Consider the following 25,319-nt stretch of genomic DNA (forward strand, 5'->3'; position numbering starts at 1 on the left):
GGCTATGCATTGACGGGCAACCGCACCGTCACGGTAGTCCCCAACCCTTCGCCCGGGCTGTCGATGGCGATGCTGCCGCCGTGCAGGTCGACCAGCCGCCGCACCAGGGTCAAGCCGATACCCAGCCCGCCGCGGGCACGCTGCAATGTCTGCTCGCCCTGCACGAATACATTGAACACCTGCGGCAGCAGGGCCGGGGCGATGCCCTCGCCTTCGTCGCTGACGATCAGTTGCACGGCGCCGTCGCGCAGGCCGACGGCGATGCGCACCACGCCGCCATTGGGACTGTACTTGATGGCGTTGTCGAGGATATTGTCGACAATCTGCGCCAGCCGGGTGGCGTCGCCCAGCACAGGCGCGGGCGCCAGCGCGGTGACAAGCCGGCAGTTGCCGGTCGCGCCGGCAGTGCGCAGCGTTTCCGCGCAGGCAGCGACGACGACGGCCAGGTCGACCGGGTCGTGCCGCAGCGACAGCTTGCCCATCAGGGCCCGGTTTACTTCCAGCAGGTCGTCGACGAGGGCACGCAGGTGCGCGCTCTGGCGCCGCAGTACGTCGCGGGCCCGCTCCGCGTGGGCGGGGGCGGCATCCAGCACGGCAATGGCACTGCTCATCGCGGACAGCGGATTGCGCAGCTCGTGCCCAAGCATGGCCAGGAATTCGTCCTTGGCCGCATTCTGCCGCTCCGCCTCGGCGCGGGCGGTGCGCTCCAGTGCCAGTGCCGCGTTGCGCTCCTCCTCGGCCAGCGCACGCGAGCGCATTTCCTGCTCCAGCCGCTCGCCGGCCTCGCGCAGCGCCACGTTGAGTTCCTCCATCTCGCGGATCGCCGACGGGCGCAGCGGCGCGGCGCGCCCCTCGCCCAGCGCCCGTGCGGCAACCGAGGCGCGGGCGACAAAGCGCAGCAGCCGGCGGCCGGACAGGATGGCCAGCGCCAGCGCCGCCACGATGGCCAGCGACAGGCCCACCAGCGTCACCCGGACGCTCTGCCAGACAGTCGCCTCGACCTCATCGACAGGAGCGCTGACGACCACCGTCCAGCCGGACAGCGGCGAGCGCACGAAGTAGTCGTAGGCGTCGAAACCATCCGCCGTGACGTGGCGGAACGCGCCGCTGACGCCGGAGCGGCGCGCCGCTTCGACGACGGGGTTGGCGCTGCGCCCGGCGAATTCGTCGGCGCGGTGGCTGCGGGCGATGATCTTGCCGTCCGCATCGATGACGCTGCTGCGCCAGCTGGAGGGAATGGCGCGCCCGGCAATGGCGCGGGCGAAGTACGAGGGCGAAAACACCTGCGCCAGCACGCGTTGCGAGCCGTCCGGCAGCGTGAACGGGTGATCGACCATGACCACCGTCATGTCCAGCGAACGCACCGAGCGGATGCCCGAGATGCGGTCGGCGCCGTCGCGCAGGACGGCTCGCAGCACGTCCATGTCCGGCCGCGCCGCCCCCGCCTGGCCATAGGGCAGCCGGGTGTTGAACAGCTGCCGCCCGCTGGCGTCGTAGAGGATCATCCAGGCGCCCGGCCCCGCGTTGGCGGCGGCCGCCTCGGCGTGGAAGCGGCGCAAATCGCCCGCCGCCAGCGCGTGCGACTTTCCCAGCACCTGCATCACGGAGCGGGCGCGGTCGATGTCGGCGTCGATGACGACGCTGCTGGTGCGTGCCGCTTCCTCGATGCCGCGCCGCGCCGTCTCGCGCTGGGCGGACAGCAGCATGTCGAACGCAAACGCCGAGAACAGCGCGATGGGCGCGACGATCGACAACGCCAGCAGCAGGTAATGAGTGCGAAGTTTCAGGGTGACGGCAGGAACAGGTGGCAAGAGGCGATCAAGTCAAGCGCGCCGGGGCGCGATGACGGCTGGCTATTGTACAGCAGCGCCGGCAACATCCATTTCCATGCGCAACAGTGTCGGGGTCTGGCCTGTCCAGCGCTTGAACGAACGCCGGAAGTTGGCGCCGTCATGAAACCCGAGATATTGGGCGACGGCGTCGTTGCCGGCCCGGCGGGTGTGGAACAGCCACAGGGCGACGTGGGTGCGCACCTGGTCCAGCTCCGCCTGGAAGTGGGTGCCATGGCGCTGGAGCTGGCGTTTCAGCGTGGCGGGACTGACGCCGAAGTCGGCTGCCGTCCGTTCCAGCGTCGGTCCCGCGCGCACCCGCTCCAGCAGATAATCGTACAGGACCGCCAGCAGGCCGGCCGGTTGCGCCGCTTCTTCCGCCACCTGCCGCAACGCGAGCGCGGCGGCCAGTGAGCTGCCGCGTGGCCAGGGCACATCGAGCCAGCGGCCGTCGATCAGCATCGCATCCACGTGGCAGCCGAAACGCAGCGCGCCGCCCAGGTGAACCTCGTGCTGTTCGACGTGGCGCGGTGCGCCGCGGTTGAACGTGAACCGCCACGGCAGCCGCGTGCCGCCCAGCCAGCGGCACAGCGCCACCACCGCCGTCATGTGCATCTCGACCAGCGCGGGCCGCAGGCTGTGCGCGCCGAAACTGTCCGTCCACACCAGCCCCGCGCCCTCATCCCACAGGTGCAGGCGCGGTTGCAGCAGGGGCGTCAGGCGCGCGTGGCCGGCGCAGATTGTCGTGAGCGCGTGGCGCAGGCTGGGCGCCTGCAACAGCGCGTGGCTGAGGGCGCCGTCGTGGCCCGGCAGCAGTTGCTGGCCAAGCATGAAGCTTGTGTCGGGGCTGTCCAGCGCGCGCAGCGCATTGGTCAGCAGGCGCAGGTACTGTTCCGCCGTCAGCAGGGATGCGGCAGGCAATCCGTTCGCGGCCGGCGCGGCGATGCCGGTGCCGCGCAGCAGCGCGCCGTCGTCGGCATCGCGGCTGCGTGCATAGTCGAGAACCTGGGCCGGCTGCAAGTGCGCCGGGATAGAGGCATCGGTGGCAAGCCGGCAGGCGATCACGCCGGCGCCATGTCGACGCGCCGCGCCAGTTGCGCCAGCACGGCATCGACCGGATCGTCGGCCGCCACTGCGTCACTGGTGTCTGCGCAGGCATGGCGCAACGTCAGTGCGACGCGTTCGGCGCCGGCATGATGGCGCATGCGTTCCACCATCGCGCACAGGTGCAACGCCACCGCGCCAGCCGCGGCGCCGTCCAGCCCCGGCATCAGAACGGCAAAACGGTCGCCCGCATAGCGGCACAGCAGGTCCTCGTTGCGCAGGTTGAGCAGCAGCATATGGCTGACGGCCTGCAGCACGCGGTCCCCTTCCGCACGGCCGTGGTCGCGATTGATGCGGTGGAAGCCATCGATATCGAGCAGCACCAGCGCGCAATGACCGCCTGGGCGCAGCGCCTGTTCGCGGCGCAGCTGTTCGCGCAGGTAGGCCGCGTCGGCCAGCTGCGTCAGGCGGTCGAAGGCGCGGTGCTCGCGGAACAGCCGTTCGCGCTTTTGCAGGTGTTCCGTGAGGCGCACCTGTTCCTGGCGCCAGTAGTACAGCCCCGCCGTCAGAACCGCCATCCCCGCCGGCACCAGCGCTTCGAGGCAGTTGTCCCACACGGCCGCCTTGTCGACGCGGTAGAACTCGTCCAGGCAGTCGGCCCAGGAGCCCAGCATGATGGCGGCCAGCCCACCGGCCAGCAATCGGGTGACGCGCCCGCCCGGGCGGCTGGTCAGCACGATGCCGAACCACACCAGCGCCATCAGCGCCGTGCCGCCTTCGCTGACGATGTCCATCGGCCGCCAGGTTGCCAGCGGCTTCGGCATGCCGACGGCGGCGTACAGCGCGACGCAGGTGGCCAGGGCAGTGGTGGTGGCAAGAATGGCGTTGCGGTGGGACATGGCAGCCGGCGTGGTGAAATCGGCAAGCGTAGCGGTTCTCGATGACAGGCCGATGACATGGGGCGCAGTGCAAACGGCTCACGAGGTCACGCGAATGCGCCCCGCCGCCGCGCGCTTTCACGACGCCTCGCCCGGCCAAGGCCGGGTCATTTCAGCTCAAATCGATTCGCAGCCACGCCGGGTACGGGCCACGGCCGGTTTCGTGTCATCGATCCGTCATCTGGCGTCCCTAGAATCCGCCCCACTTCAACCACCAGCGAACATCATGCGACACATCGCCACCCACGTTCCGACCCTGCGCCTGACCGCCCTCGCCGCCGCCGTGCTGGCCGCCACGGCCGCGCACGCCGCGCCGGACGTCCCGGCCGCGAACCCCGAAGCCGCGCCCCTGGCGGCGGCCGTCGTCATTTCCGGCCAGCGCGCGAGCCTGGCGCGCGCCATCGCGGCGCAGGAGAAGGCGGACAATATCGTGAGCGTCGTCAGCAGCGACGATATCGGCGGCCTGCCGGACAAGAACGCCGCCGAGGCGCTGGCCCGGCTGCCCGGTGTGGCCGTGCAGCGCGACCAGGGCGAAGGCCGCTACGTTACCGTGCGCGGCCTGGGACCGGACCTGAATGCCGTCACGATCAATGGCGCGCTGGTGCCGTCGCCCGAGGCGGGCCGCCGCGCCGTGGCGCTGGACGTGCTGCCGGCGGGCCTGATCCGCACGCTGGAGGTGTCGAAGACGCTGACGCCGGACCAGGATGCCAGCTCCCTGGGCGGCACCGTGGAAGTGAAGACACTGTCCGCGTTCGATCTGCCCGGCCCGCTGCTGTCGGTCAGCGCGGGCGCCAGCGTTGATACCAATACCGACCAGACCAGCCCTTCGGCCAGCCTGCTGTGGGCGCAGCGCTTCGCCGACAGCAAGGTCGGGGTGGCGGGCGGCCTGTCCGGCGAAAAGCGCAAGTTCGGCTCGGACAACGTGGAAACGGGCGGCGCCTGGAGCGACGCCGGCCTGGGCGGATTCGAGCTGCGCGACTACCTGCCCAACCGGGAGCGCTATGCCGCCGCGCTGAACCTGGACTACCGCCCTGCGGCCGGGAGCAGCTTCGCGCTGCGCGGCTTCGCCAGCCGCTTCTCGGACGACGAGGTGCGCGACCGGCTCACCGTCAGCAATCCCAAGCGCGGGGCACTGCAGGAGGGGGTCACCGACACCGCACGCCTGGAGCGCCGGCTGCGCCAGCGCAAATACACGCAGGAGATCCGCTCGCTGGTCGCCAGCACGGACCAGCAGTGGGACACGTGGACCATGCACGCCGAGGCAGCCGCCAGCCGCGCCAACGAGGACACGCCGGAATCGATCAACGACGCCCGCTTCCGCGGCACGGCCAGCTTCGCCGGCGTGGGCTACGCGAACGGCTCCGTGCCGTCGCTGATCGCGCCCGCTGCCGCCTTCGATCCGGCCAGCTATGGCCTGAACGGCATCACGCTGCAGCAGCGCTACTCCGTCGACAGGGAGAAGCATGCGCGCCTCGACGTCACCCGAAAGTTCGAGGCGGCCGGCTGGCAGGCAGCGTTCAAGACCGGCGTCAAGAGCAGCCGGCGCGACAAGGACAACGACACCAACCAGTGGGGCTACAACAGCAGCAAGGCATCCAGCGGCAATTACTGGGGTGCCGGTTCCACCAATATGACGGCATTCACGGCGGGCCACGCGCTGGACTACCAGCTTGGCAACATCGGCATGGCGCTCGATCCGGCCGCCGTCCGGGCCCGGATCGCCGCCCTGCCGCGCGCCGGTGCGCAACTGGCCGCCGAATCCGCACTGGACGACTATGCGATGCACGAGGACATCGACGCGCTGTACGGCCAGCTGTCGCTGGCGCGCGGCCCCTGGTCCGTGCTGGCCGGCGTGCGTGCCGAGCGCACCCGCTTCAGCGCGCACGGCCGCCAGGTCGAAGACGACGACATCACGGCACGCCGCGGCAGCCGCTCGTACACCAACTGGCTGCCCACCCTGCAGGGCCGCTACGAACTCGATGACAAGACCAGCGTGCGCGCAGCGTGGAGCAACAGCGTCGTGCGCGCCAACTTCAGCCAGCTGGCACCCGGCGTGAGCCTGGACAGCGCAACGGAAGCCACCATCGGCAACCCCGACCTGGCGCCGCTGCGCTCGCACAACCTGGATCTGGGCATCGAGCGTATCCTCGGCACCGACGGCACGGTGTCCGCCTACGTGTTCCACAAGGCGATCCGTGACTTCACCTACGGGACCAACCTGGCCGGTTCCGGCGCCTGGGCGGGCTATACGACTGCCACGTCGTATGCCAACGGCGACAAGGCGTCCGTGCGCGGCATCGAACTGGCCTACCAGCAGCCGCTGCGCATGCTGCCGGCGCCGTTCAACGGCCTGCTGGTCGGCGTCAACGGGTCCGTCACCGATGCGAAAGCCGATATCGACAGTTACGCCGACGGCGTGCGCCGCGGCCGCGAGATCCGGATGCCGGGCCAGTCGGACCGCGTGCTGAATCTGGTGGTCGGCTACGAGAAAGGCCCGCTGTCCACGCGCCTGGCACTGAACTACAAGTCGCCATACTTGCTGGAGCTGGGCGAGGACGTGCTGGATGCCTCGCAGGACCGCATGGTCGACACGCAGAAGCAGCTGGACTTCTCGCTGGCGTGGCAGCTGAACAAACGGGTGCAGCTGTCGTTCGAGGCGGCCAACCTGAATAACGAAAAATACTACGTCTACCAGGGCGTCAAAGGACACAACGTGCAGTATGAACAATATGGCCGCACCTTCAAAATCGGCCTGAAAGCGGGCCTGTTCTGATGAAGGCACTCGTTACCCTGCTGGCACTGGCCGGCATCGCGGCCCATGCTGGCCCAGCGGCTGCCGCTACGCCGCCCGCCACCGCACACGACCTGGCGGCACTGCCGGATGGCGGCTGGCTGGCCCTGGAGCGCCAGTCCCTCAAGCTGATCGACGGCGCGGGCCGCGAGCGCGCCAGCCTGCCGGTACGCGGTCGTCAGCTCGACACGCGCGTGGACGACAGCGGCATGCTCGCCGTCGTGGTGGACGCCAACCTGGAAAGAGTCCAGCCCCTGCTGGTGCGGGACGGCCGCCTGACCCAGCTGCCGCCCGTGCCCGCACCGGCCTTCGGCATCGAAGCGGCCTGCCTGTACCGCGACGCACAGCGGCTCGATTACGTCTTCCTGGTCGGGAAGGACGGCCAGGCCGAGCAGTGGCTGCTGCAGGCGGACGGCCATCGCCAGGTGCGCCGGCTGGCATTGCCCCCGCACGTCGGGCACTGCCGCGTGGACGACGCCAGCGCCACGCTTTTCGTGGCCGAGGAGGACTTCGGGCTGTGGGCCTATAACGCCGATGCCGAAGGCCCGGGCGCGCGCCAGGCGCTGGCGTTGACGGCGCCGCTCGGGACGATGAAGACCAGTCCCGGCGCGCTGGCACTCGTGCCGGGCGGCGTCGCCGTTCTCGACGGCGAGGCGATCCTGACGTGGCACCGCGACGGCAAACGCTGGAAGATGGCGCCACGACAGGCCGCCGGCAAAGCCGTCAAGGCGCTGGCGACGGACGGCCGCACGCTGCTCGCGCACACCAAAGCCGGCTGGCGCGCGGTCGGACTGGTACCACGGGCAGCCGCCGCCGAACCTGTGCTTCCGATCGTACTGCCACGCGCCCAGACGGAGCCCGTGGCCCGCGCCGGCGATGCGGCCGACGATCCCGCCATCTGGCGCAATCCGCGCGATCCGGCCGGCGCCCGCATCCTCGGCACGAACAAGAAACAGGGCCTGCTGGTCTACGATATCGCTGGCCGCCAGCTGCAACTGCTGGAATCGGGGCGCCTGAACAACGTCGATGTGCGCCAGGACGTGACGTTCGGGGCCGACCGGTTCGATATCGCCGTGGCCACGCAGCGCGACGAGAACAGCATCGTGCTGTTCTCGATAGACGCCACGGGCAAGGTCAGCGAGGCGGCGCGGCTGCCGACGACGCTGGACGAGATCTACGGTGCCTGCCTGTACCAGCCGCGAAGCGGCGGGCTGCAGGCGTTCGTCAACGACAAGGACGGGCGCTACCTGCACTATCGGCTGGAGCGCGCCGGCGGAAAATTCGCGGCCACCTTGCTGCGCACCTTCCGCACCGCCTCGCAACCGGAAGGCTGCGTTGCCGACGATGCCGCCGGCACGTTGTTCGTCGGCGAGGAAAAGCGCGGCGTGTGGGTGACGCCGGCCGACGCGCAGCGCGCCGCGCCGCTCACGATGGCGCTGCCCGTGGGTGCCCTGCTGACGGCGGACGTCGAGGGCATGGGCCTGTATCGCGGCCCGAATGCGAGTTATCTGGTCGTCTCCAGCCAGGGCAGCAACAGCTACGTCGTACTCGATGCGCAGGCGCCGTACACGGTACGCGGCGCGTTCCGCATCGGCATCAATGTGGCCGGCGGCATCGATGGCGCTTCCGAGACCGACGGGCTGGAAGTGACGTCCGCCGACCTGGGCGGGCCATATGGCAAGGGCATGCTGGTGGTGCAGGACGGCTACAAGCGCCTCCCGGACGGAGCGCAGAACTTCAAGTACGTGGCGTGGGCCGATATCGCGGCGGCATTGAAGCTACCCTGACCCTGTCCCGGTTTGGCCTCGCCATGCGTCCTCGGCCGTTATGCGGGCCGGATGGTATCCTCCCGCTTTTGAACCACAGGGAGGCGTATCGTGTCGATCGCGGAAAAATTATTCAGGCTGAAGGAAGCCGGCACGGACGTGCGCACGGAGGTCATTGCGGGCGTTACGACGTTCCTGACGATGGCCTATATCATCTTCGTCAACCCCACCATCCTCGCGGACGCGGGCATGCCGAAAGACGCCGTGTTCGTCGCCACCTGCCTGGCCGCCGCGCTGGGCACCGCGATCATGGGCCTGTATGCGAACTACCCGATCGGCATGGCCCCCGGCATGGGCCTGAATGCGTATTTTGCCTACGCCGTCGTGGGCGGCATGGGCGTGCCATGGCCCGTGGCCCTGGGCGCCGTCTTTATTTCCGGCTGCCTGTTCGTGCTGGTCAGCGTGTTCGGGCTGCGCGAAATGATCGTCAACGGCATTCCCCGCTCGTTGCGCACGGCGATCACCGTGGGCCTGGGCCTCTTTCTGGCGCTGATCGCGCTCAAAAGCGCCGGCATCGTCGCGGCCAATCCCTCCACCATGGTCGCCGTCGGCGACCTGCACCAGCCGGGCGCCATCCTGGCCATCGTCGGCTTCCTGCTGGTGGTGACGCTGGACAGGATGAAGGTACGCGGCGCGATCCTGATCGGCATCGTGGCCGTCACGGTCCTGAGCTTCTTCTTCGGCGGTAACACGTTCCAGGGCATTGTGTCGATGCCGCCGTCGCTGGCGCCCACGCTCGGCAAGCTGGAGATCGGCAGCGCCATGGCCACCGGCATCGTCAATATCGTGCTGGTGTTCTTCCTGGTCGAACTGTTCGACGCCACCGGCACCCTCATGGGCGTGGCCGGTCGCGCCGGCCTGCTCGTCGAAGGCAAGATGGAGCGGCTCAACCGTGCGCTGCTGGCCGACAGCACGGCCATCGTGGCCGGCGCGGCGCTGGGCACGTCCAGCACGACGGCCTATGTGGAAAGCGCCGCCGGCGTGCAGGCGGGCGGACGCACAGGGCTGACGGCGCTTGTCGTCGCGCTGCTGTTTCTCGCCTGCCTGTTCATCGCGCCGCTGGCCGGCGTCGTTCCCGCGTACGCCACGGCGCCCGCACTCCTGTTCGTCGCCTGCCTGATGCTGCGCGATCTGGCCGACGTGGAGTGGAATGAAACGACGGAAAGTGTCCCGGCCGCCGTGACCGCGCTGATGATACCGTTCACGTATTCGATCGCCCACGGCGTCGCCTTCGGCTTCATCACCTATGCCGCACTGAAGCTCCTGACAGGCCGCGCGCGCGAAGCGAAACCGATCGTCTGGCTCATCGCCGGCATCTTCCTTTTCAAATACATCTACCTGGGCGTCTGAATCGGGCCTTGCAGGGTTAAGAAAAGAGCAAGTTTCTGTCAGTGAGTCGCTTTCCACTTCGTAGTAATAGTCCTACATAAAGGTAACTGCAGGTTATGCGCCCCCAATGGGGGCCCTGCTACGCCCGGGATGGCAACCGGAAGTTACGAACTGATGAGCCGAAAACGCGTGTTGTTGCCGCGCGGAATTGACAAAGCCTCGGTCGATTCATTGATAGGATTTCTACTCGCGACACTCTAGAGCGATTGGAATTCGTCACATGCATATCCTGGTACCCGTCAACCGCAGCACTACGCAGCCTTTCCGGAACGCACTTCCGGCCGGGCCGCAGGCGGCGACGGGTTCCACGCACGACGCGCAGGCCATCGCCACGATGGAGGTGCAATGATGGCCGTTCTCTCTCCGGACGAATTCTTCCGCGGCCCGCCCGAGGTCCACGTGGGGGCACCGGGCCGGGTCAACCTGCTGGGCGAGCATACCGACTATAACGACGGCTTCATGCTGCCCGTGGCGACACCGCAGCGCACCGACGTGATGGCCGCGCGCAGCGACGATGGCAGCTTCCACCTGTATTCGGCCACGCTGGACGAGGCCGTCGACTTCGCCCCGCACGACAGCACGCCGCACGGCTTCGGGCGGTACATGGAGGGCTGCATCCGCCTGCTGCAGGCGCGCGGCGTCGATGTGCCGCCGTTGCGCATGTACGTGCGCTCCGACCTGGCGCTGGGCACGGGCCTGTCGTCCAGCGCCGCGCTGGAAGTGGCGACCTTGCGTGCCATTCGCGCGCTGCTGCAGACGGAACTCGATGGCGTCACGCTGGCGCAGATCGCGCAGCAGGCGGAAATCCGCTATGCCGGTGTCAACTGCGGCATCATGGATCAGATGGCATCGAGCCTGGCCGACGAGGAACACATGCTGTTCCTCGATGCGCGCACGCTGGATCACCGCGTGCTGCCGCTGCCGGCCGGGGCGGAACTGATCGTGATCAATTCCGGCGTGCCGCGCCAGCTGGCCGAAAGCAAGTACAACGAACGCCGCGGCGAGTGCGAGGCCGCGTCGAAGCTGCTGGGCGTGCAGGCGCTGCGCGATGTGCGTGACGTGGCCGACGTCGAATCCCTGCCATCGCCGCTGAAGGAGCGCGCGCGTCACGTCGTCAGCGAAAACCTGCGCGTGCTGGAGGCATGCGAGGCCGACGCCTCGCGCTTCGGGCAGCTGATGAACCTGTCCCATTACAGCCTGCGCGACGACTACGCCGTCTCGATCGGCGCTCTGGACGAGCTCACGCAGGCGCTGCGCACCGATCCCGACGTGTACGGCGCGCGGCTGACCGGTGCCGGTTTCGGCGGTGCGTGCGTCGCGCTGTGCCGCGCCGGGGCGGCGCAGGCGGCCGGCGAACGCGTCGTGCACGCCATGCGTGCGGCCGGCGGGGCCGCCGCGGGCGCCACGCTGCTGATCCCCGCGCCGACCGAATGACATTTTTACAGAGCCTCCCAAAAAAACGACACCCATGAGGACACAATGAGCGATTTTGAATATCCAAGACCACAGCTCGTACGCGACAACTGGCAGAACCTGAACGGCAAGTGGCAGTTCGCCTTTGACGACGCGCGCGAGTATTGCCGGCCCGACGAAGGCATCGAATGGACGCACGAGATCAACGTGCCGTACGCGCCCGAGACGAAGCTGTCCGGCATCCACGATACCGGCTTCCACAACGTGGTCTGGTACAGGCTGGCATTCGACCTGGAACGCCGCCCGGGGCGCACGATCCTGCACTTCGGCGCCGTCGACTATCACGCCAAGGTATGGGTCAACGACCGCTTGGTGACAACGCACGAAGGCGGGCACACGTCGTTCTGGGCCGATATCACGGACGCGCTGGTGGACGGCGCGCGCCAGGTCATCGTGCTGCGCGCGGAAGACGATCCGCACGACCTGCAGAAGCCGCGCGGCAAGCAGGACTGGCAGCTCGAACCGCACTCGATCTGGTATCCGCGCACGACGGGCATCTGGCAGACCGTGTGGGTCGAACAGGTACCGGACACCTACATCAAGGGAGTGCGCTGGACGCCGCACTACGACGGCTTTGAAATCGGCTGCGAAATCCTGGCCGCCGGCGCGCGCCGCGAAGGGCTGTCGGTGGAAGTCAAGCTGTGGCATGGCGAAGTCCTGCTGGCCGACGACGACTACAAGCTGATGGGCCAGGAGGCCAACCGCAAGATCGCTATTTCCGACCCCGGCATCGACGATTCGCGCAACGATCTGCTGTGGAGCCCGGAGCGACCGACGCTGCTCGATGTGGAACTGACCCTGCGGTGCGACGGAAAAGTTCTGGAAACGGTACGATCTTACACAGCGCTGCGTTCAGTGGCCATCAACCGGGACCGCTTCATGCTGAATGGCCGTCCCTATCCGCTGAAGCTGGTGCTGGATCAGGGTTACTGGCCGGACAGCGGCATCACGGCGCCAAACGACGCCGCGCTGAAGCGCGATGTGGAGCTGGCGAAGGCAATGGGGTTCAACGGCGTGCGCAAGCACCAGAAGATCGAAGACCCGCGCTACCTGTACTGGGCCGACAAGCTGGGCCTGATGGTCTGGGAGGAAATGCCGTCCGCCTATTCGTTCAGCCCGCGTTCGATGACGCGCCTGATCAAGGAGTGGCAGGAAGCGATCGAACGGGATTACAGCCATCCGTGCGTGATCGTCTGGGTCCCGTTCAACGAGTCGTGGGGCGTGCCGAATCTGACGTCCATGCAGGCGCACCGCAACGCCGTCGAAGCGCTGTATCACATGACGCGGATGATGGACTCGACCCGGCCGGTGATCGGTAACGATGGCTGGGAAGCGTCGGCGACCGACATCCTGGGCATTCACGACTACGACAGCGATCCGCAGAAGATCAAGGCGCGCTACGAAGTGACCGATCCGGCCCGCACCTTGTTCGATCAGCGCCGCCCGGGCGGCCGGATCCTGACGCTGGACGGCTTCCCGCACCGCGGCCAGCCGATCGTGCTGACGGAGTTCGGCGGCATCGCCTTCGACACGTCGCTGGCGGAAGACGACGGCAGCACGTGGGGCTACTCGCGCGCCAATACGGCGGAAAGCTTCCACCAGCATTACACGGAGCTGTTGAAAGTCGTCAACGAGACGCAAATGTTTTCCGGCTTCTGCTACACGCAGTTCGCCGATACGTATCAGGAAGCGAACGGCCTGCTCAATGCCGACCGGACGCCGAAGATTCCGCTGGAGCAGATCAGCGCGGCCACGCGTAACGTGCGATTGGTCGTACCGGACCCTCCGGAACCTGCTTGAGCGCCGCAAGGCCCCCGGGCAACCGGGGCGCGCCGCGACGGCGCGGACTTTTGAATTACCACAACTAACGACCCGTTTTGGGGCAAGGGAGAAATTATGTCGACCATTATCGTGTTCTGTCACCTCCGCTGGGACTTCGTCTTTCAGCGTCCCCAGCACCTGCTGACACGCCTGGCTAAACATTACAAGATCGTGCTTGTGGAAGAGCCCATTTATCATGACGGCGAAAGTTTCATGCACAACCGCGAAGTCGCGCCGAACGTGACCGTGTGCCAGCCGCATACCTCCGTACAACAGCCCGGCTTCCATGACGACCAGATTCCGCTGCTGCAGCCGATGGTCGACAAGCTCGTGCCGGAAGGCGAGGATCCGATCGTCTGGTTCTACACGCCGATGGCCCTGCCGCTGCTGCCGCAGCTGCACGCATCCGTCGTCGTCTACGACTGCATGGATGAACTGTCCGCCTTCAAGAACCCGCCGCGCCAGTTGCTGCAGCGCGAGACCGCACTGCTCAATATTGCCGACCTGGTGTTCACCGGCGGCCCCAGCCTGTACGAAGCCAAGCGCACCCGGCATGCGAACGCGCACTGCTTCTCGTCGAGCGTCGATGCGCAACACTTCGCACAGGCGCTGGACCGCGCCGCCAGCCACCCGGACCAGGCAGCGATCCCGCATCCGCGCCTCGGCTTCTACGGCGTCATCGACGAGCGCCTGGATACGGACCTGGTGGCGGCCGTGGCCGACGCCAACCCGGACTGGCAGGTCGTGCTGGTCGGCCCGGTCGTCAAGATCGACCCGGCCAACCTGCCGCAGCGCCCCAACCTGCACTACCTGGGCCAACGCAGCTACGACGAGCTGCCGAAGTTCCTGGCCGGCTGGGATGTCTGCCTGATGCCGTTCGCGCTGAACGATGCCACCAAGTTCATCAGCCCGACCAAGGTGCTGGAATACATGGCCGCCGAACTGCCGATCGTCTCGACGGCGATCCGCGACGTGGAGCAACCGTACAGCCATGTCGTCGCCATCGGCCACTCGCCCGAGGAATTCGTCGCCCACTGCAAGGCCGCCCTGGAGCAGAGCGCCGAGCAGAAAGCGCAGCAGGTCGAGAAAATGCGCCAGGTCGTCGCCAAGACGTCGTGGGAAAATACGGCCAGCCGCATGCGCGAACTGATCGACGGCACGACGCCGGCGCGCAAGTTCACGCGGCTGACGGCGTCCGAGTCGGCCGCCGAGGCGCAGGTCACCAAGCCCGCCACCGGCGCGGCCAACGTCAATCCGCTGCGGACCCCTTCGTATGCACCGAAGGGCGGCGGCGCGATGACCGCGAGCGCGGCCGCGAAGGCTGTCAAGATCGAGTTGTAAGGCAGTCTGCAGCTTGGAAAAAACGGCAGCCGCGGCTGCCGTTTTTTGTGCTCTTTCGAGTCGCGACGGAGATGCGTCGGATTCTGTAAGCAGCGGCGTTGTCGGCTCAGGCCTTCTGGCGGAACTGCCACGGCAGCGCGTTGTGAATGGCCGTCGCGGCAATGGCCGCCTGGCCGATCGCGACGCTGATCTGGTTCAGTCCCACCACCACGTCGCCAACGGCAAACAAACCCGGCACGGACGTGCGCTGATGATCGTCGACGATCAGCTTCTCGCAGTCGCCGCACGCGGCGCCGATATTCATGGCCAGCCCGGAGCGGGCCTTCTCGCCCAGCATGGGATAGAACACATCGAAGCGGTAGTCCTCGCCGTCGTCCGTGTGCAGCACGGGCGCCATATCGTCCGTCAACGTCACGCCCTTCAATGGCGACGGGATGTAACGCACGCCGGCGTCCTGCAGCTGCGCCGCCTCCTCCGGCGACAGCGGCGCCTGCGGCTCCCGTTCGAACAGCGTCACGTCGCACGAGAACGTGCGCATGAACAGCGCGTGCCCCGTGCGGTTGTGCGGTTGCGAGACGACGGCCACTTTCTTGTCGAGGATATCGAAGCCGTCGCAGACGGGGCACAGCCGCACCGCTCCGGCGGCGACGGCTTCGTGCCAGTCTTCCACCGGCAGGCCGGCATCGGCGACGCCCGTGGCCAGCAGCACGACGGGCGTGTGAATCTCGCCGTCCGCATGGGTGGCGACAAAGATGTCGCCATCCTTGCGCAGGTCCCTGATCTCCAGATCGTCCACAGCGCCGCCATAGCACGTCAGCTGCTCGTGCAGGCGCCCCAGCAGCTCGCTGCCCCGCACCCCACCCGGGAAGCCGGGATAGTTGTGGCTGACCGGGATCAATGACAGGCGGCTGTTGCCCTTGTCCGCGACAACGACGTCACGGCGGAAGCGGCGCAGGTAGATCGCGGCGGTCAGGCCGCCCGGGCCGCCGCCGACGATCAGCACCTCACAGCGACGAACCGCGGTCACCGGCCGGTCGGCGCTCCGGACGCCGCCCCCGTTGCCGTGCCGCCGGCCGACACGCCGGGCGTGCCGGCGGCGGTGCCGCTGGCCGCTGGCGACAGCGTGTTGTTGGGGCCCGTGCCGCCCCAGGTGCCATTGTTCAGGGGTGCCGACGAACCCGTCGCAGTCGACAGCGAGCTGCCGCTGGCGTTCGTCACGCTGGTCGTGCCGAGACCGATGGCCGGTGCGCGATTATCGATCGTGCCCAGCGGCGCGGTGACGCCTGGCGTGCCGATCTCGGCGCCGGTGCGGCCCAGGGCGCCCGGCTGGGTCGCGGCCAGCGGCGCCGGCGTGCGGGCCGTGCCGACGCCATTCACGGTCGTGCTGCCCGGCAATGCGCCGCTGACACCCGTATTTACCCCGGTGGTGACGCCGGCGCCGACGCCGGTATTCACCTGGCTGCCGAGTTGCGAGTTCACCTGCGTATTCACCTGCGAGTTAAGCTGGCCGTTTTGCGGCTGGCTCAGCTGGGCCTGTGCCGACGTTGCCGCCAGCGCGGCAGCCAGCGTAATGGCGATCTGTATTCTCATGACAATCTCCTTGCAAATTGAACGTGCCTCGATTCTGTCATGCCCGCGCCGCCACGGCCGTAGGAGCATACCCCACGTTGCAGTCGGAACGCGTCGCACCGGCATGCCCGCCGGGTCCGTGCCCGGGTTCCTGGCGCACGTCCGATGTCAATTCGCGGATCTTCACGATGCCGATGACATTGCACAGCCGAACGCGGCACAGCTGCAGCGGCTCAGGCTCGCCTGCCTGCACGCGCAGGTGCACGTCGACACCGTGCCGGCCGGGCGCCATCGTCAGGCTGTGCAGGCCAAGCCCGCCACGGCGCACCACCGCCAGCACATTTTCCAGGGTGGCCGTGGCCGCGTCCCGCTCCACCCGCAGGCGGAAAGTTTTCGTATGCAGTTCCATCGCAAAATGATAGCCCGGCCGGCGTGGAATAGGCGCCCTCATTTCGTGTCCTGAACGTCCTTTAGGAGAACCTTCTACCTGCCTTGCTATACTTTCCGGTACGATCATCTCCAAAGGAAGCAAACCGTGGAACAACTGGACGACACAGACCGCCGCATCCTGCGCGCGCTGCGCCGCGACGGGCGCCTGTCGAATACCAAGCTGGCGCAAGCCGTCGGGCTTTCGACCACGCCCTGCTGGAATCGGGTGCGCGCGCTGGAGGACGGCGGCGTCATCGAAGGCTACACCGCGCTGCTGAACCAGCAGGCGCTGGGCCTGCCGGACACCGTCATCATTGAAGTAACCCTGGACCGCCACGACGACGATATGCTGGAGAAGTTCGGCCACGCACTTGCCGAGCTGCCGGAAGTGATGGAAGCCTACCTGCTGACGGGCGAATACGACTACCTGATCAAGGTGGCCGTGGCCGGCACGGCGGGCTATGAAGAATTCCTGCGCCGTAAGCTGTACAAGCTGCCGGGCATCCGCCACAGCCGCTCCACGTTCGTGCTGCGCTGCCTGAAGCGGGCCCATTCCGTCGAGCCGTAGGCGCCATCGTGCATTCCCGCACAGACCTGCGGCGAGAGAAAGCAGATGATGGCGCCGTTGCAATATTGCGAGGAATTTATGATCACGACTATCCGGAGCGCCGTCATGGCGGCGCTGTTCGTCGCCACGTCCGCCTCGGCACTGGACAGCAAGGAACCGCCCAAGGCCGAACCGCGCATGCAGAAAGTGCTGGAGGCGTACGCCGCGCTGGACGCGAAGCCGGTGCAGACGCTCGCGCCGCCTGAGGCACGCAGGCAGCCTGGAACGGGCGAGGCCGTCGCGAAGGTGCTGAAAGATGATGGCAAGGCGGCGCCGTCCCCTGCCGCGCTGACGGTGCGCCATCTCAGCGCGCGCGGTCCGGGCGGGGACGTGCCGCTGCACGTCTACACGCCTTCCGGGAAAGGGCCCTTCCCCGTCATCGTCTACTTTCACGGTGGCGGCTTCGTGCTGGGCGACACGAAGGCGTATGAACCGTCGATCCGCGCGCTGGCGCAGGGAGCCAATGCCGTCGTCGTGTCGGTCGACTACCGGCTGGCACCGGAACATCGGTTCCCCGCCGCGCCGGAGGATGCGTTCGCGGCATGGCAGTGGGCGTTGGCGCACACGCAGGAACTGAACGGCGATCCGGCGCGCGTGGCGGTCGCAGGCGAGAGTGCCGGCGGTACGCTGGCGGCCGTGGTGGCGCTGATGGCGCGCGACCGGCAGGTGACGGCGCCGTCGCGGCAGGTGCTGATCTACCCCGTCCTGAACGACGACATGAGCACGCCGTCGTACCAGCGCAATGCCAGCGCGCAGCCGCTCGACAAGCCGGCGATGCAGTGGTTCCTGCACCAGTATGCGCCACGACCGGAAGACCGCGCCAGCCCGATCGCGCTGCCGATGAAGGCGAACACGCTGAAGGGTCTGGCGCCGGCCACGATCGTCGCGGCGGAAATCGACCCGCTGGCCAGCGAGGCGCGCGCGTATGCCGACCGGCTCAAGGCGGACGGCGTGGCCGTGCAGTACCGCGAGTTCGACGGTGTCACGCACGGGTTTTTCGGCATGCATGCGGCACTGCCGAAGGCCGAGGATGCGCAGAAGTTCGTGGCCGAGGATCTGAAAAAGGCGTTCGGCGGCAAGCCGTAACGCTTGCCGGCGTGGCAACCGGATCGTGGCGCGGCGAGGCCGGACCCGGTGCCGCGGCAGGCAATGCGTGCAGCGCCGGCGGCGTGAAGCGGTTCGGATCCTCCGGCCGAGCGCCGTTCAAGCAACGATCATGCCGAGGCGGTCGCGGCACGCCGCGCCTTGCCGCCGCTCTTCGCTGCGCCGTCCTTTGCCCGCCGCGCCGTCGTGCGCGCGGGCTTCGGCGCAGCTTTGCCCTTGGCGGCAATCAGTTGCTCTTCCCGTTCCAGCCGCTGCTGCAGCAGCGCCATCACGGCCGCCTCTTCCGGCTGCAGGGCATGCAGGTCCTCGGACAGTTCCTGTTCCGCGCGCGTGCGCAGCGCGGCCACTTCGGTGCCGTCCATGTACGCTTCCAGCACGGCCGGGTGCACATAGCACTTGCGGCAGACGGACGGCGTATTGCCCAGCTTTTTCGCCACCGATTCGATGGCGCGCACGACGTTTTTCTTGGCCTGCGTCTCGGAGTCGAACTTCTCGAATTCCTGCAGTGCCAGCGCGGCCAGCACGGTGCCGGACCAGGTGCGGAAGTCCTTGGCCGTATAGTCCTCGCCCGTGATCGTGCGCAGGTAGTCGTTGACGTCGGCCGAGTCGATCGCATGGGTGTTGCCGTCGTCGTCGATGTACTGGAACAGCTCCTGGCCGGGCAGGTCGCGGGCGCGGGCGATGATGCGGGCCAGCCGGCGGTCCGCCACCTTGACGTCGTGCCAGACGCCGCTCTTGCCGCGGAAACGGAACTCGACTTCCTTGCCGTCGATGCGCACGTGGCGGTTGCGCAATGTCGTCAGGCCGAACGACTTGTTCTCCTTCGCGTATTCCTCGTTCCCGATCCTCATCATCGTCGCTTCCAGCAGGTAGACGATGGTTGCCAGCACCTTCTCGCGCGGCAGGCCGGGCAGGCCCAGTGCCGCGTCCACGGTGCGGCGAATGCCCGGCAGCGCGCGCCCGAACGCGATCATCCGTTCGTACTTGACCTCGTCGCGCACGCTGCGCCAGCGGGGATGGTAGCGGTACTGCTTGCGCCCGCGCGCATCGCGCCCCGTCGCCTGCAGGTGGCCGTTGGCCTGGGCGCAGATCCACACGTCGCGCCATGCCGGCGGGATGGCCAGCGACCGGATTCGTCCCAGCGTCGCCTCGTCCTCTACCTGCTCGCCGTGCGCATCGACGTAGCGGAAGCCGCCCCCATCGAGTGCAATGCGGGACAGGCCGGGACGGGTATCGACAACGTAGCGCAGTCCCGCGGCACGGGCGGCGGCCGGCGCGTCGGCGGCCCGATTTGCGGTGCTTTCTTCTGGTTTCATGATGTGTCCTCCGGGCAGTGGCGCCAGTGTGCCACCGCTGCGTGGCACGCTCCGTACGCCAGCCCACACGCGCGCCACAGACGTATGCAACCCCGGCACACGACCAAAAGACAAGCATGGGGACGCGCAAACTTACCTGGGGTACAATGCTGCCTTCTCCCGCTTCACCCGAATGTGCCCGCGCGCCCTGCCCCGCAGTTGCGTGCAGCCGTAGAACATGCCCATGACGACACGCTTCGCAAGCATCCTGACCGCGCCCCTCGTGCTCCTGGCCGTGCACGGCGTCACCCACGCCGCCGACAACATCGAAGAACGCACCTGGCACACCTCCGCCGAGCTGGGTGCCATCTCCACCAGCGGCAACACCAGCGGCACCTCCGTGACCGGCAAGATCGACGCGCGCCAGGAACTGGAAGACTGGAGCAACCAGTACATCCTGACCGGTTTCTTCAAGGAGGACCGCAACGAGGACGACTATGGGAATCGCCAGTCGGTCCGTTCGGCCGAGCGCTTCATGCTGTCGGCCAAGGCGGCGTACAAGCTGCTGGACGATGGCGAGCGCATGTACGTGCTGGGCTCCCACGTGGACGACAGATTCGGCGCCTATACGCGCTATTCGTCCGTGTCCGTCGGCCGCGGCAAGCGCCTGTACAAGTCCACCGACAAGATCCTCGAAGTGGAACTGGGTCCGGGCTACTTCAACGGCGTGCGCGCCACGGGCGAAGAGGAAAGCGGCTTCACTGTGCGGGGCGCGGCCAACGTGCGCTGGCAGATCAGCCCATCGGCACTGTTTACGCAGACGATCGCCGTCGAGCGGGGCACGTCGAACGTGCACTCGATCGCGGAAACGGCGCTGTCCACCAAGATCAACAACACGATGCAGATGAAGGCGGCGTTCAGTGCCCGCAACGATACCAATGTCCCCATCGACAAGAAGAACACGGATACGCAGACATCCGTGACCCTGGTCTATTCGTTCTGAAAACCGGTGACAGGCACCGGGTTCCAAACCGGTGCCTGTCACCGGTTTTTTACTGTCCCGCTATACCACGGGTCGCAGGGTCAGCTGGTCAGCTGCTTCTGCGTCTGATACAGCCGCGCATACAGCCCGCCCTGCGCAAGCAGCGCTTCGTGCGTACCAGCTTCGGCGATGGCGCCACTGTTCATGACAACGATGCGGTCGGCGTTTTCGATGGTCGACAGGCGGTGCGCGATGACGACCGTCGTGCGGCCCTTCATCAGGCGCTCCAGCGCCGCCTGCACCTGGCGCTCCGATTCCGTATCGAGCGCGCTGGTGGCTTCGTCCAGGATCAGGATCGGGGCATCCTTGTACAGCGCGCGGGCAATCGCCAGGCGCTGGCGCTGGCCGCCTGACAAACGCAAACCGTTCTCCCCTACCTCCGTCGCATATCCCTGCGGCTGGCGCTCGATGAATTCGTGCGCATACGCGGCGCGCGCGGCCGCCTCGACGCGGGCCTGGTCCGGTGCCGGGTCGCCATAGGCGATATTGGCGGCCAGCGTGTCGTTGAACAGCACCACGTCCTGGCTGACCAGCGCGATCTGGTGGCGCAGATCGGCCAGCAGGTAGTCGCGCACGTCCACGCCGTCGAGCAGGATGCGGCCGGACGTGACGTCGTAGAAGCGCGGCAGCAGGCTGGCCAGCGTCGTCTTGCCGCTGCCGGAGCCGCCGACGAGCGCCACCGTTTCGCCGGCCGCGATGTCGAGCGACAGGCCGCGCAGTGCTGGCGCGGCGTCGGTGTCGGCCGCGTTGTAGCGGAAGCCCACTTCGCGCAGTTCGATGCGGCCGGCGGCGCGCGTGAGCGGCTGCGTGCCCGTATCCTGTTCCACCGGCGCGTCGATCAGGCCGAACACGGACTTGGCAGCGGCCAGCCCGCGCTGCAGCGGCTCGTTGATCTTGGTGAGGTTCTTGATGGGCGACTGCATGGCCATCAGCGAGCCCATGAAGGCGACAAAGGCGCCTGGCGACAGCGCGCCGGCCTGCGCGCGCAGCAGCGCAAAATAGATCACGGCGGACAAGGTCGCGCCCACCAGCATCATGATGATCCCGGAGTTCATTGCCGCCGTGGCGGCATGCTTCACGGCCAGCTGGCGATTGAGCTTCACGACCGCATCGAAGCGGCGCTGCTCGTATTGCTGGCCGCCGAAGATCTTGACGACGCGCTGGCCGGAGATGCTTTCGTCCAGCACGCGCGTCAGCTCGCCCATCGCATGCTGGGCGCTTTCCGACAGCCGGCGCATGCGCCGGCCCGCGAAGATGACGACGATCGCCACCAGCGGCAGCAGGCCGAGGCAGAACACGGCCAGCTGCCAGTCGATGGTAAACAGCGATACCAGGTACCCGGCCGTCGCCACCGAATCGCGCACCGCGACGTTGACGACGTTCAGGCCTGCCTGCGACACCTGGTTGGCGTCGAACGTGACGCGCGACAGCGTGGTACCGGTGGAAGAACCGTCGAAGTAGCCGTTCGGCAGCCGAAGGATACGGTAAAACATCTTTTCACGCAGGTCCGCCTGCACGCGGTTGCTGAGCCACGCCGAGCCGTAGTCGCCGGCAAAGCTGCTGACCATGCGCAGGAACGCCAGCACCATGATGATGACGGGAATGGTCCACAGCGCCGCCTGCGCCGCGTCCACCGGCAGGAAGCGGTCGATAAAAGCGCCGACGGCCGTCAGCACGCCGCCCCCACTTCCGCGCCATGGCTGATGCCCTGCGGACGCAAGGCGTCGACCACGTTCTGCAGCTGGCGGATCAGCAGCACGTCGGTCAGCGATGCGATCGCGACAGCGAACAGTGTGGCGGCCAGCGCGCCGCTGTAGGGTGTGAATTGCTGCAGCAGGCGAAGATACAGGGGCGGCTTTGCACAGGTGGGCCAGGAAGGAAAGAAAGGCAGCATTGTAACGCCTTCGATGCGCGGGCGGAATCGCGTGGCGGCTGCCACGGCGCAGCCCTGGCGAGCCCGGCCGCTAGTAACATTTCTTACATTTTGTTACGCGAAATCGCCGCGGCGTTTGTCAAGAGACATGTGCCGAGGATGGCTTCCAAAACGCCCTTCCGTGCGCAAACCCGCATGGAGCCTGGGTTTCCTGGAACACACCCGGCTAGCGCGTTGCAATTTGGATACGAATTAAAAGATCAATGACGAAGTGTAAAAAATCAGTGGCAAGGATACATTTCTTCATCCTATACTGATCTTGCAATTTGAAAAACATTGCTCTCTCCTCTATCGTAAAACGAAAGTGAACTAATGAAAACTTTCCTCACTGTTATTGCTGCGGCAGCGCTGACACTATCGGCGTCAGCACAGGCGGCGGCGCCCGTTTCCCTTACCGAGGGCTTCGACAATGTTCAGGCCCTGGACGGCTGGGTCATCAACAACGTCAATGCCGGCGCCACTTCGTGGTTCCAGGGTAATACCGGGATCTTCGACGCGCAGGCCGGTGCCGCGAATTCGTACGCGGCGGCGAATTTCAATGCCGGCGCACCACTGGACGGCACGGTCGACAACTGGCTGATCACGCCGGAAATCACGCTGACGGGTGCCACGCGCATCACGTTCTACACGCGCAATGCGGCCGAGGAAGGCACCAACGACACGCTGGGTCTGCTGTTCAGCGCCGGCGCCGGCACCGGCATCACCGGCTTCAAGACCAGCCTGCTGTCGATCGACAGCGCCGCCTATCCTGGCGACTGGACCCGCTACACGGCCGATTTCACCGGCACGGGCACGGGCCGTTTCGCCTTCCACTACACGGGCAGCTACGAGGACAGCGGCTATATCGGCATCGACAGCGTCAGCATCGCCGCCGTGCCGGAACCTTCGGCGTGGCTGATGATGGGCCTGGGCCTGGCCGGTGTCGGCTTCATGGCACGCCGCACCCGCCGCGCCGCCGCCGGCGCCGGCCTGGCGCTGGCCGCGCTGGGCATGTCCGGCGGTGCGATGGCCGCCGATGAAAAAGGCATGGTCGTCGTCCGGGACGCGGAAACGGGCCAGCTGCGCGCGCCCACCGCCGCCGAATACAAGGCCCTGGTGCCGCAGACGGTCCGTTCGTCCAGCCTGGCCGCCGGCAACACCAAGACGGCCCAGGTGGTGACGCGTGCCGACGGTACGCGCGTGGCCAGCGTTGCAAACAAGGTCATGTACTCGGTCGTGACGAAAAACGCCGACGGCACGCTGAGCGAAGCCTGCGCCGCGGACGAACACGCCGCCCACGCCCATGCCGCGTCACAAGCTCACGTCGCATCGAACAACCCGCGCGCCGCGCAAGCCAAGGAGCGCAACTATGAAGCGCAATAACAATATGAAGACCGTCATTGCCGCTCTGGCGCTGGCCTTTGGTGCGCTTGGCACCGCCCAGGCCGCCGCACCGATCGTCATCGTCAACGCCAACGAGCCGGGCGTCGGCTTCAACGACCCGACGCCGGCCGAGCCGGTCGGCGGCAATACGGGCACCACCCTGGGCGAACAGCGCCTGATCGCGTTCACCTACGCCGCCAATATCTGGGGCTCCAAGCTCGACAGCACCGTGCCGATCCGCATCCAGGCCAGCTTCGAGCCGCTGCGCTGCACGGCAACATCGGCGACGCTGGGTTCGGCAGGTACGCTGGAAGTGTTCTCCGACTTCCCCGGCGCGCCACGTGCCAACACGTGGTATCCGAGCGCGCTGGCCAATAAACTGTCCGGCACCGACCAGAGCCCGCAGATCGCCGACATCCGCGCGCGCTTCAACTCGCGCCTGGGCCTGGCCGAGGACTGCCTGCCTGGCTCGCCGTTCTACCTGGGCCTGGATGGCGACGACACCGGCGGCACCGACTTCGTGGCCGTGCTGCTGCACGAAATGGGCCACGGCCTGGGCTTCCAGAGCTTCTCCGACGAGGAAACGGGCCAGTATTACCTGGACACGCCGTCGATCTGGGATCACTACATGACCGACAACCGGACCAACAAGACCTGGACGCAAATGACGCCGGCCGAGCGCGTGGCCAACGCCGTCAGCGGCGACGGCATGTCCTGGGGCGGTCCGGAAGTGACGGCCGCCGTGCCTGACGTGCTGGGCAAGCTGGGCGTCGTCAATGTCAGCGGCCCGGCCGCCGGCGCGACGGCGGGCACCCCCCGGTTCGGCGAAGCCAGCTTCGGCCCGGCCATCGGCAGCAGCGTCGTCAGCGGCCAGCTGATGCCTGTCGTCGAACAGGCCAACGGCACGGGCACCGCCTGCGAACCGCTCAGCCCTGCCAACGCGAAGGCCGTGCGCGGCAACTTCGCGATGGTCGACCGTGGCACCTGCACGTTCGTCATCAAGGCCGCCAACGTCCAGGCAGCCGGCGCAATCGGCATGGTCGTCGCGGACAACGCCCCGGGCGACCCGGCCGGCATGAGCGGCAGCGATCCAAGCATCACGATCCCGTCCGTGCGCATCAGCCAGGCCGACGGCAATGCGCTGCGCGCCGCGCTGGCCTACCGTTCGCGTACCAAGTCGGGCATCGTCGTGACGTTCAAGTCGGACGAAACGCGCCTGGCCGGTACCGACAACCAGAAGCGCATCCTGATGTACACGCCAACGACGTTCGAACCGGGCTCCTCGGTGTCGCACTACACGACGTCGGCACGTCCGAACCAGCTGATGGAACCGTCGATCAACTCGGACCTGACGCATGAAGTGGAACCGCCGAAGGACCTGACCCTGCCGCTGCTGCACGATATCGGCTGGTAATCGGCCGCTGCAGCACGCAGAAAAAGATGCCGGGCCTTGCGCCCGGCGTTTTTTTGCGCGCCTTTGCCCCACACGATGGCCAGGGACAGCGCCTTTTCGGGCGCTGTCCCAG

21 protein-coding genes are annotated in these 25,319 nt (G+C 67.2%); 12 read left to right on the top strand and 9 right to left on the bottom strand.

Annotated elements, in window-relative coordinates; genetic code table 11:
- Positions 1–2: 2 nt before the first annotated feature.
- From E1742_RS03435 to E1742_RS03445, 3 genes are read right to left on the bottom strand one after another with little or no spacing between them, the layout of a single operon-like run.
- Positions 3–1,811, bottom strand: a complete 1,809-nt coding sequence (locus tag E1742_RS03435) for a sensor histidine kinase (protein WP_134383560.1) — start codon at positions 1,809–1,811, stop codon at positions 3–5.
- Between the two features lie 42 nt (positions 1,812–1,853).
- Entirely contained in the window at positions 1,854–2,894 is a 1,041-nt protein-coding gene (locus E1742_RS03440; RefSeq protein ID WP_134383561.1) for an AraC family transcriptional regulator, read from the bottom strand.
- On the bottom strand, positions 2,891–3,772 hold the full coding sequence (locus E1742_RS03445) for a GGDEF domain-containing protein (protein WP_134383562.1): 882 nt from the start codon (positions 3,770–3,772) through the stop codon (positions 2,891–2,893). Before E1742_RS03445 ends, E1742_RS03440 begins: the two co-directional genes overlap by 4 nt.
- Positions 3,773–4,037: 265 nt before the next feature.
- On the opposite strand from E1742_RS03445, the gene E1742_RS03450 reads away from it, so the two are divergent.
- From E1742_RS03450 to E1742_RS03475, 7 genes are all read left to right on the top strand, one after another.
- Complete coding sequence (locus tag E1742_RS03450) at positions 4,038–6,584, top strand: TonB-dependent receptor (protein WP_134383563.1); 2,547 nt, start codon at positions 4,038–4,040, stop codon at positions 6,582–6,584.
- On the top strand, positions 6,584–8,389 hold the full coding sequence (locus E1742_RS03455; RefSeq protein WP_134383564.1) for a phytase: 1,806 nt from the start codon (positions 6,584–6,586) through the stop codon (positions 8,387–8,389). The genes E1742_RS03450 and E1742_RS03455 overlap by 1 nt, the downstream gene beginning before the upstream one ends.
- Before the next feature lie 96 nt (positions 8,390–8,485).
- Complete coding sequence (locus E1742_RS03460; protein WP_371860225.1) at positions 8,486–9,778, top strand: NCS2 family permease; 1,293 nt, start codon at positions 8,486–8,488, stop codon at positions 9,776–9,778.
- 259 nt (positions 9,779–10,037) lie between these two features.
- Positions 10,038–10,166, top strand: a complete 129-nt coding sequence (locus tag E1742_RS27035) for a hypothetical protein (RefSeq protein ID WP_259772426.1) — start codon at positions 10,038–10,040, stop codon at positions 10,164–10,166.
- Positions 10,163–11,251: a galactokinase gene (galK, locus tag E1742_RS03465; RefSeq protein ID WP_229466487.1), complete on the top strand. Its 1,089-nt coding sequence runs from the start codon at positions 10,163–10,165 to the stop codon at positions 11,249–11,251. The genes E1742_RS27035 and galK overlap by 4 nt, the downstream gene beginning before the upstream one ends.
- A 45-nt stretch (positions 11,252–11,296) precedes the next feature.
- Positions 11,297–13,090, top strand: a complete 1,794-nt coding sequence (locus E1742_RS03470; RefSeq protein WP_134383566.1) for a glycoside hydrolase family 2 protein — start codon at positions 11,297–11,299, stop codon at positions 13,088–13,090.
- Between the two features lie 96 nt (positions 13,091–13,186).
- Positions 13,187–14,452, top strand: a complete 1,266-nt coding sequence (locus tag E1742_RS03475; protein WP_134383567.1) for a glycosyltransferase — start codon at positions 13,187–13,189, stop codon at positions 14,450–14,452.
- A gap of 106 nt (positions 14,453–14,558) precedes the next feature.
- Here the strand turns inward: E1742_RS03475 and E1742_RS03480 are convergent, their stop codons facing one another.
- Genes E1742_RS03480 through E1742_RS26330 form a run of 3 tightly spaced genes read right to left on the bottom strand, consistent with a single transcriptional unit; the run spans position 14,559 to position 16,472 of the window.
- Positions 14,559–15,479, bottom strand: a complete 921-nt coding sequence (locus tag E1742_RS03480) for an NAD(P)/FAD-dependent oxidoreductase (protein WP_134383568.1) — start codon at positions 15,477–15,479, stop codon at positions 14,559–14,561.
- A complete protein-coding gene (locus tag E1742_RS03485; protein WP_134383569.1) occupies positions 15,476–16,042 on the bottom strand; it encodes a hypothetical protein in 567 nt (188 codons plus the stop codon). Before E1742_RS03485 ends, E1742_RS03480 begins: the two co-directional genes overlap by 4 nt.
- A 37-nt stretch (positions 16,043–16,079) precedes the next feature.
- Entirely contained in the window at positions 16,080–16,472 is a 393-nt protein-coding gene (locus tag E1742_RS26330) for a hypothetical protein (protein ID WP_189569124.1), read from the bottom strand.
- 84 nt (positions 16,473–16,556) lie between these two features.
- Between E1742_RS26330 and E1742_RS03495 the strand changes: the two genes are divergently transcribed.
- Both E1742_RS03495 and E1742_RS03500 read left to right on the top strand, forming a co-directional pair.
- Positions 16,557–17,018 (top strand): Lrp/AsnC family transcriptional regulator, encoded by a 462-nt coding sequence (locus tag E1742_RS03495; protein WP_134383570.1) that lies wholly within the window; start codon positions 16,557–16,559, stop codon positions 17,016–17,018.
- A 78-nt stretch (positions 17,019–17,096) separates the two neighbouring features.
- Positions 17,097–18,143 (top strand): alpha/beta hydrolase, encoded by a 1,047-nt coding sequence (locus E1742_RS03500; RefSeq protein ID WP_229466488.1) that lies wholly within the window; start codon positions 17,097–17,099, stop codon positions 18,141–18,143.
- Between the two features lie 128 nt (positions 18,144–18,271).
- On the opposite strand, the gene E1742_RS03505 is transcribed toward E1742_RS03500, so the two are convergent.
- The gene (locus E1742_RS03505; protein ID WP_134383571.1) at positions 18,272–19,477 is read right to left on the bottom strand and encodes a DNA topoisomerase IB; all 1,206 of its coding nucleotides are present in this window, start codon (positions 19,475–19,477) and stop codon (positions 18,272–18,274) included.
- A gap of 223 nt (positions 19,478–19,700) precedes the next feature.
- Here E1742_RS03505 and E1742_RS03510 point away from each other — a divergent pair, with 223 nt between their 5' ends.
- Positions 19,701–20,459, top strand: a complete 759-nt coding sequence (locus E1742_RS03510) for a DUF481 domain-containing protein (RefSeq protein ID WP_134383572.1) — start codon at positions 19,701–19,703, stop codon at positions 20,457–20,459.
- Positions 20,460–20,539: 80 nt separating this feature from the next.
- On the opposite strand, the gene msbA is transcribed toward E1742_RS03510, so the two are convergent.
- On the bottom strand, positions 20,540–22,174 hold the full coding sequence (msbA, locus tag E1742_RS03515) for a lipid A export permease/ATP-binding protein MsbA (RefSeq protein WP_229466489.1): 1,635 nt from the start codon (positions 22,172–22,174) through the stop codon (positions 20,540–20,542).
- Entirely contained in the window at positions 22,168–22,392 is a 225-nt protein-coding gene (locus tag E1742_RS26590; RefSeq protein WP_229466490.1) for a hypothetical protein, read from the bottom strand. The genes msbA and E1742_RS26590 overlap by 7 nt, the downstream gene beginning before the upstream one ends.
- A gap of 351 nt (positions 22,393–22,743) precedes the next feature.
- On the opposite strand from E1742_RS26590, the gene E1742_RS03520 reads away from it, so the two are divergent.
- Positions 22,744–23,793 carry a choice-of-anchor J family PEP-CTERM protein gene (locus E1742_RS03520; protein WP_134383573.1) on the top strand — a complete coding sequence of 350 codons (1,050 nt, stop codon included), beginning with the start codon at positions 22,744–22,746 and terminating at the stop codon, positions 23,791–23,793.
- Positions 23,780–25,207 (top strand): PA domain-containing protein, encoded by a 1,428-nt coding sequence (locus tag E1742_RS03525; RefSeq protein WP_134383574.1) that lies wholly within the window; start codon positions 23,780–23,782, stop codon positions 25,205–25,207. Before E1742_RS03520 ends, E1742_RS03525 begins: the two co-directional genes overlap by 14 nt.
- The last annotated feature ends 112 nt before the right edge of the window (positions 25,208–25,319 follow it).

Source organism: Pseudoduganella plicata (assembly GCF_004421005.1).
In the GTDB taxonomy this organism is placed as follows: Bacteria; Pseudomonadota; Gammaproteobacteria; order Burkholderiales; family Burkholderiaceae_D; genus Rugamonas; species Rugamonas plicata.

Coding starts and splice junctions, on each gene's coding strand:
- E1742_RS03455 (WP_134383564.1), top strand. CDS start 6,584: ATGAAGGCACTCGTTACCCTGCTGGCACTGGCCGGCATCGCGGCCCAT.
- E1742_RS03470 (WP_134383566.1), top strand. CDS start 11,297: ATGAGCGATTTTGAATATCCAAGACCACAGCTCGTACGCGACAACTGG.
- E1742_RS03525 (WP_134383574.1), top strand. CDS start 23,780: ATGAAGCGCAATAACAATATGAAGACCGTCATTGCCGCTCTGGCGCTG.
- E1742_RS03445 (WP_134383562.1), bottom strand. CDS start 3,772: ATGTCCCACCGCAACGCCATTCTTGCCACCACCACTGCCCTGGCCACC.
- galK (WP_229466487.1), top strand. CDS start 10,163: ATGATGGCCGTTCTCTCTCCGGACGAATTCTTCCGCGGCCCGCCCGAG.
- E1742_RS03510 (WP_134383572.1), top strand. CDS start 19,701: ATGACGACACGCTTCGCAAGCATCCTGACCGCGCCCCTCGTGCTCCTG.
- E1742_RS26330 (WP_189569124.1), bottom strand. CDS start 16,472: ATGAGGGCGCCTATTCCACGCCGGCCGGGCTATCATTTTGCGATGGAA.
- E1742_RS26590 (WP_229466490.1), bottom strand. CDS start 22,392: ATGCTGCCTTTCTTTCCTTCCTGGCCCACCTGTGCAAAGCCGCCCCTG.
- E1742_RS03505 (WP_134383571.1), bottom strand. CDS start 19,477: ATGAAACCAGAAGAAAGCACCGCAAATCGGGCCGCCGACGCGCCGGCC.
- E1742_RS03485 (WP_134383569.1), bottom strand. CDS start 16,042: ATGAGAATACAGATCGCCATTACGCTGGCTGCCGCGCTGGCGGCAACG.
- E1742_RS03520 (WP_134383573.1), top strand. CDS start 22,744: ATGAAAACTTTCCTCACTGTTATTGCTGCGGCAGCGCTGACACTATCG.
- E1742_RS03450 (WP_134383563.1), top strand. CDS start 4,038: ATGCGACACATCGCCACCCACGTTCCGACCCTGCGCCTGACCGCCCTC.
- E1742_RS03500 (WP_229466488.1), top strand. CDS start 17,097: ATGATCACGACTATCCGGAGCGCCGTCATGGCGGCGCTGTTCGTCGCC.
- E1742_RS27035 (WP_259772426.1), top strand. CDS start 10,038: ATGCATATCCTGGTACCCGTCAACCGCAGCACTACGCAGCCTTTCCGG.
- E1742_RS03475 (WP_134383567.1), top strand. CDS start 13,187: ATGTCGACCATTATCGTGTTCTGTCACCTCCGCTGGGACTTCGTCTTT.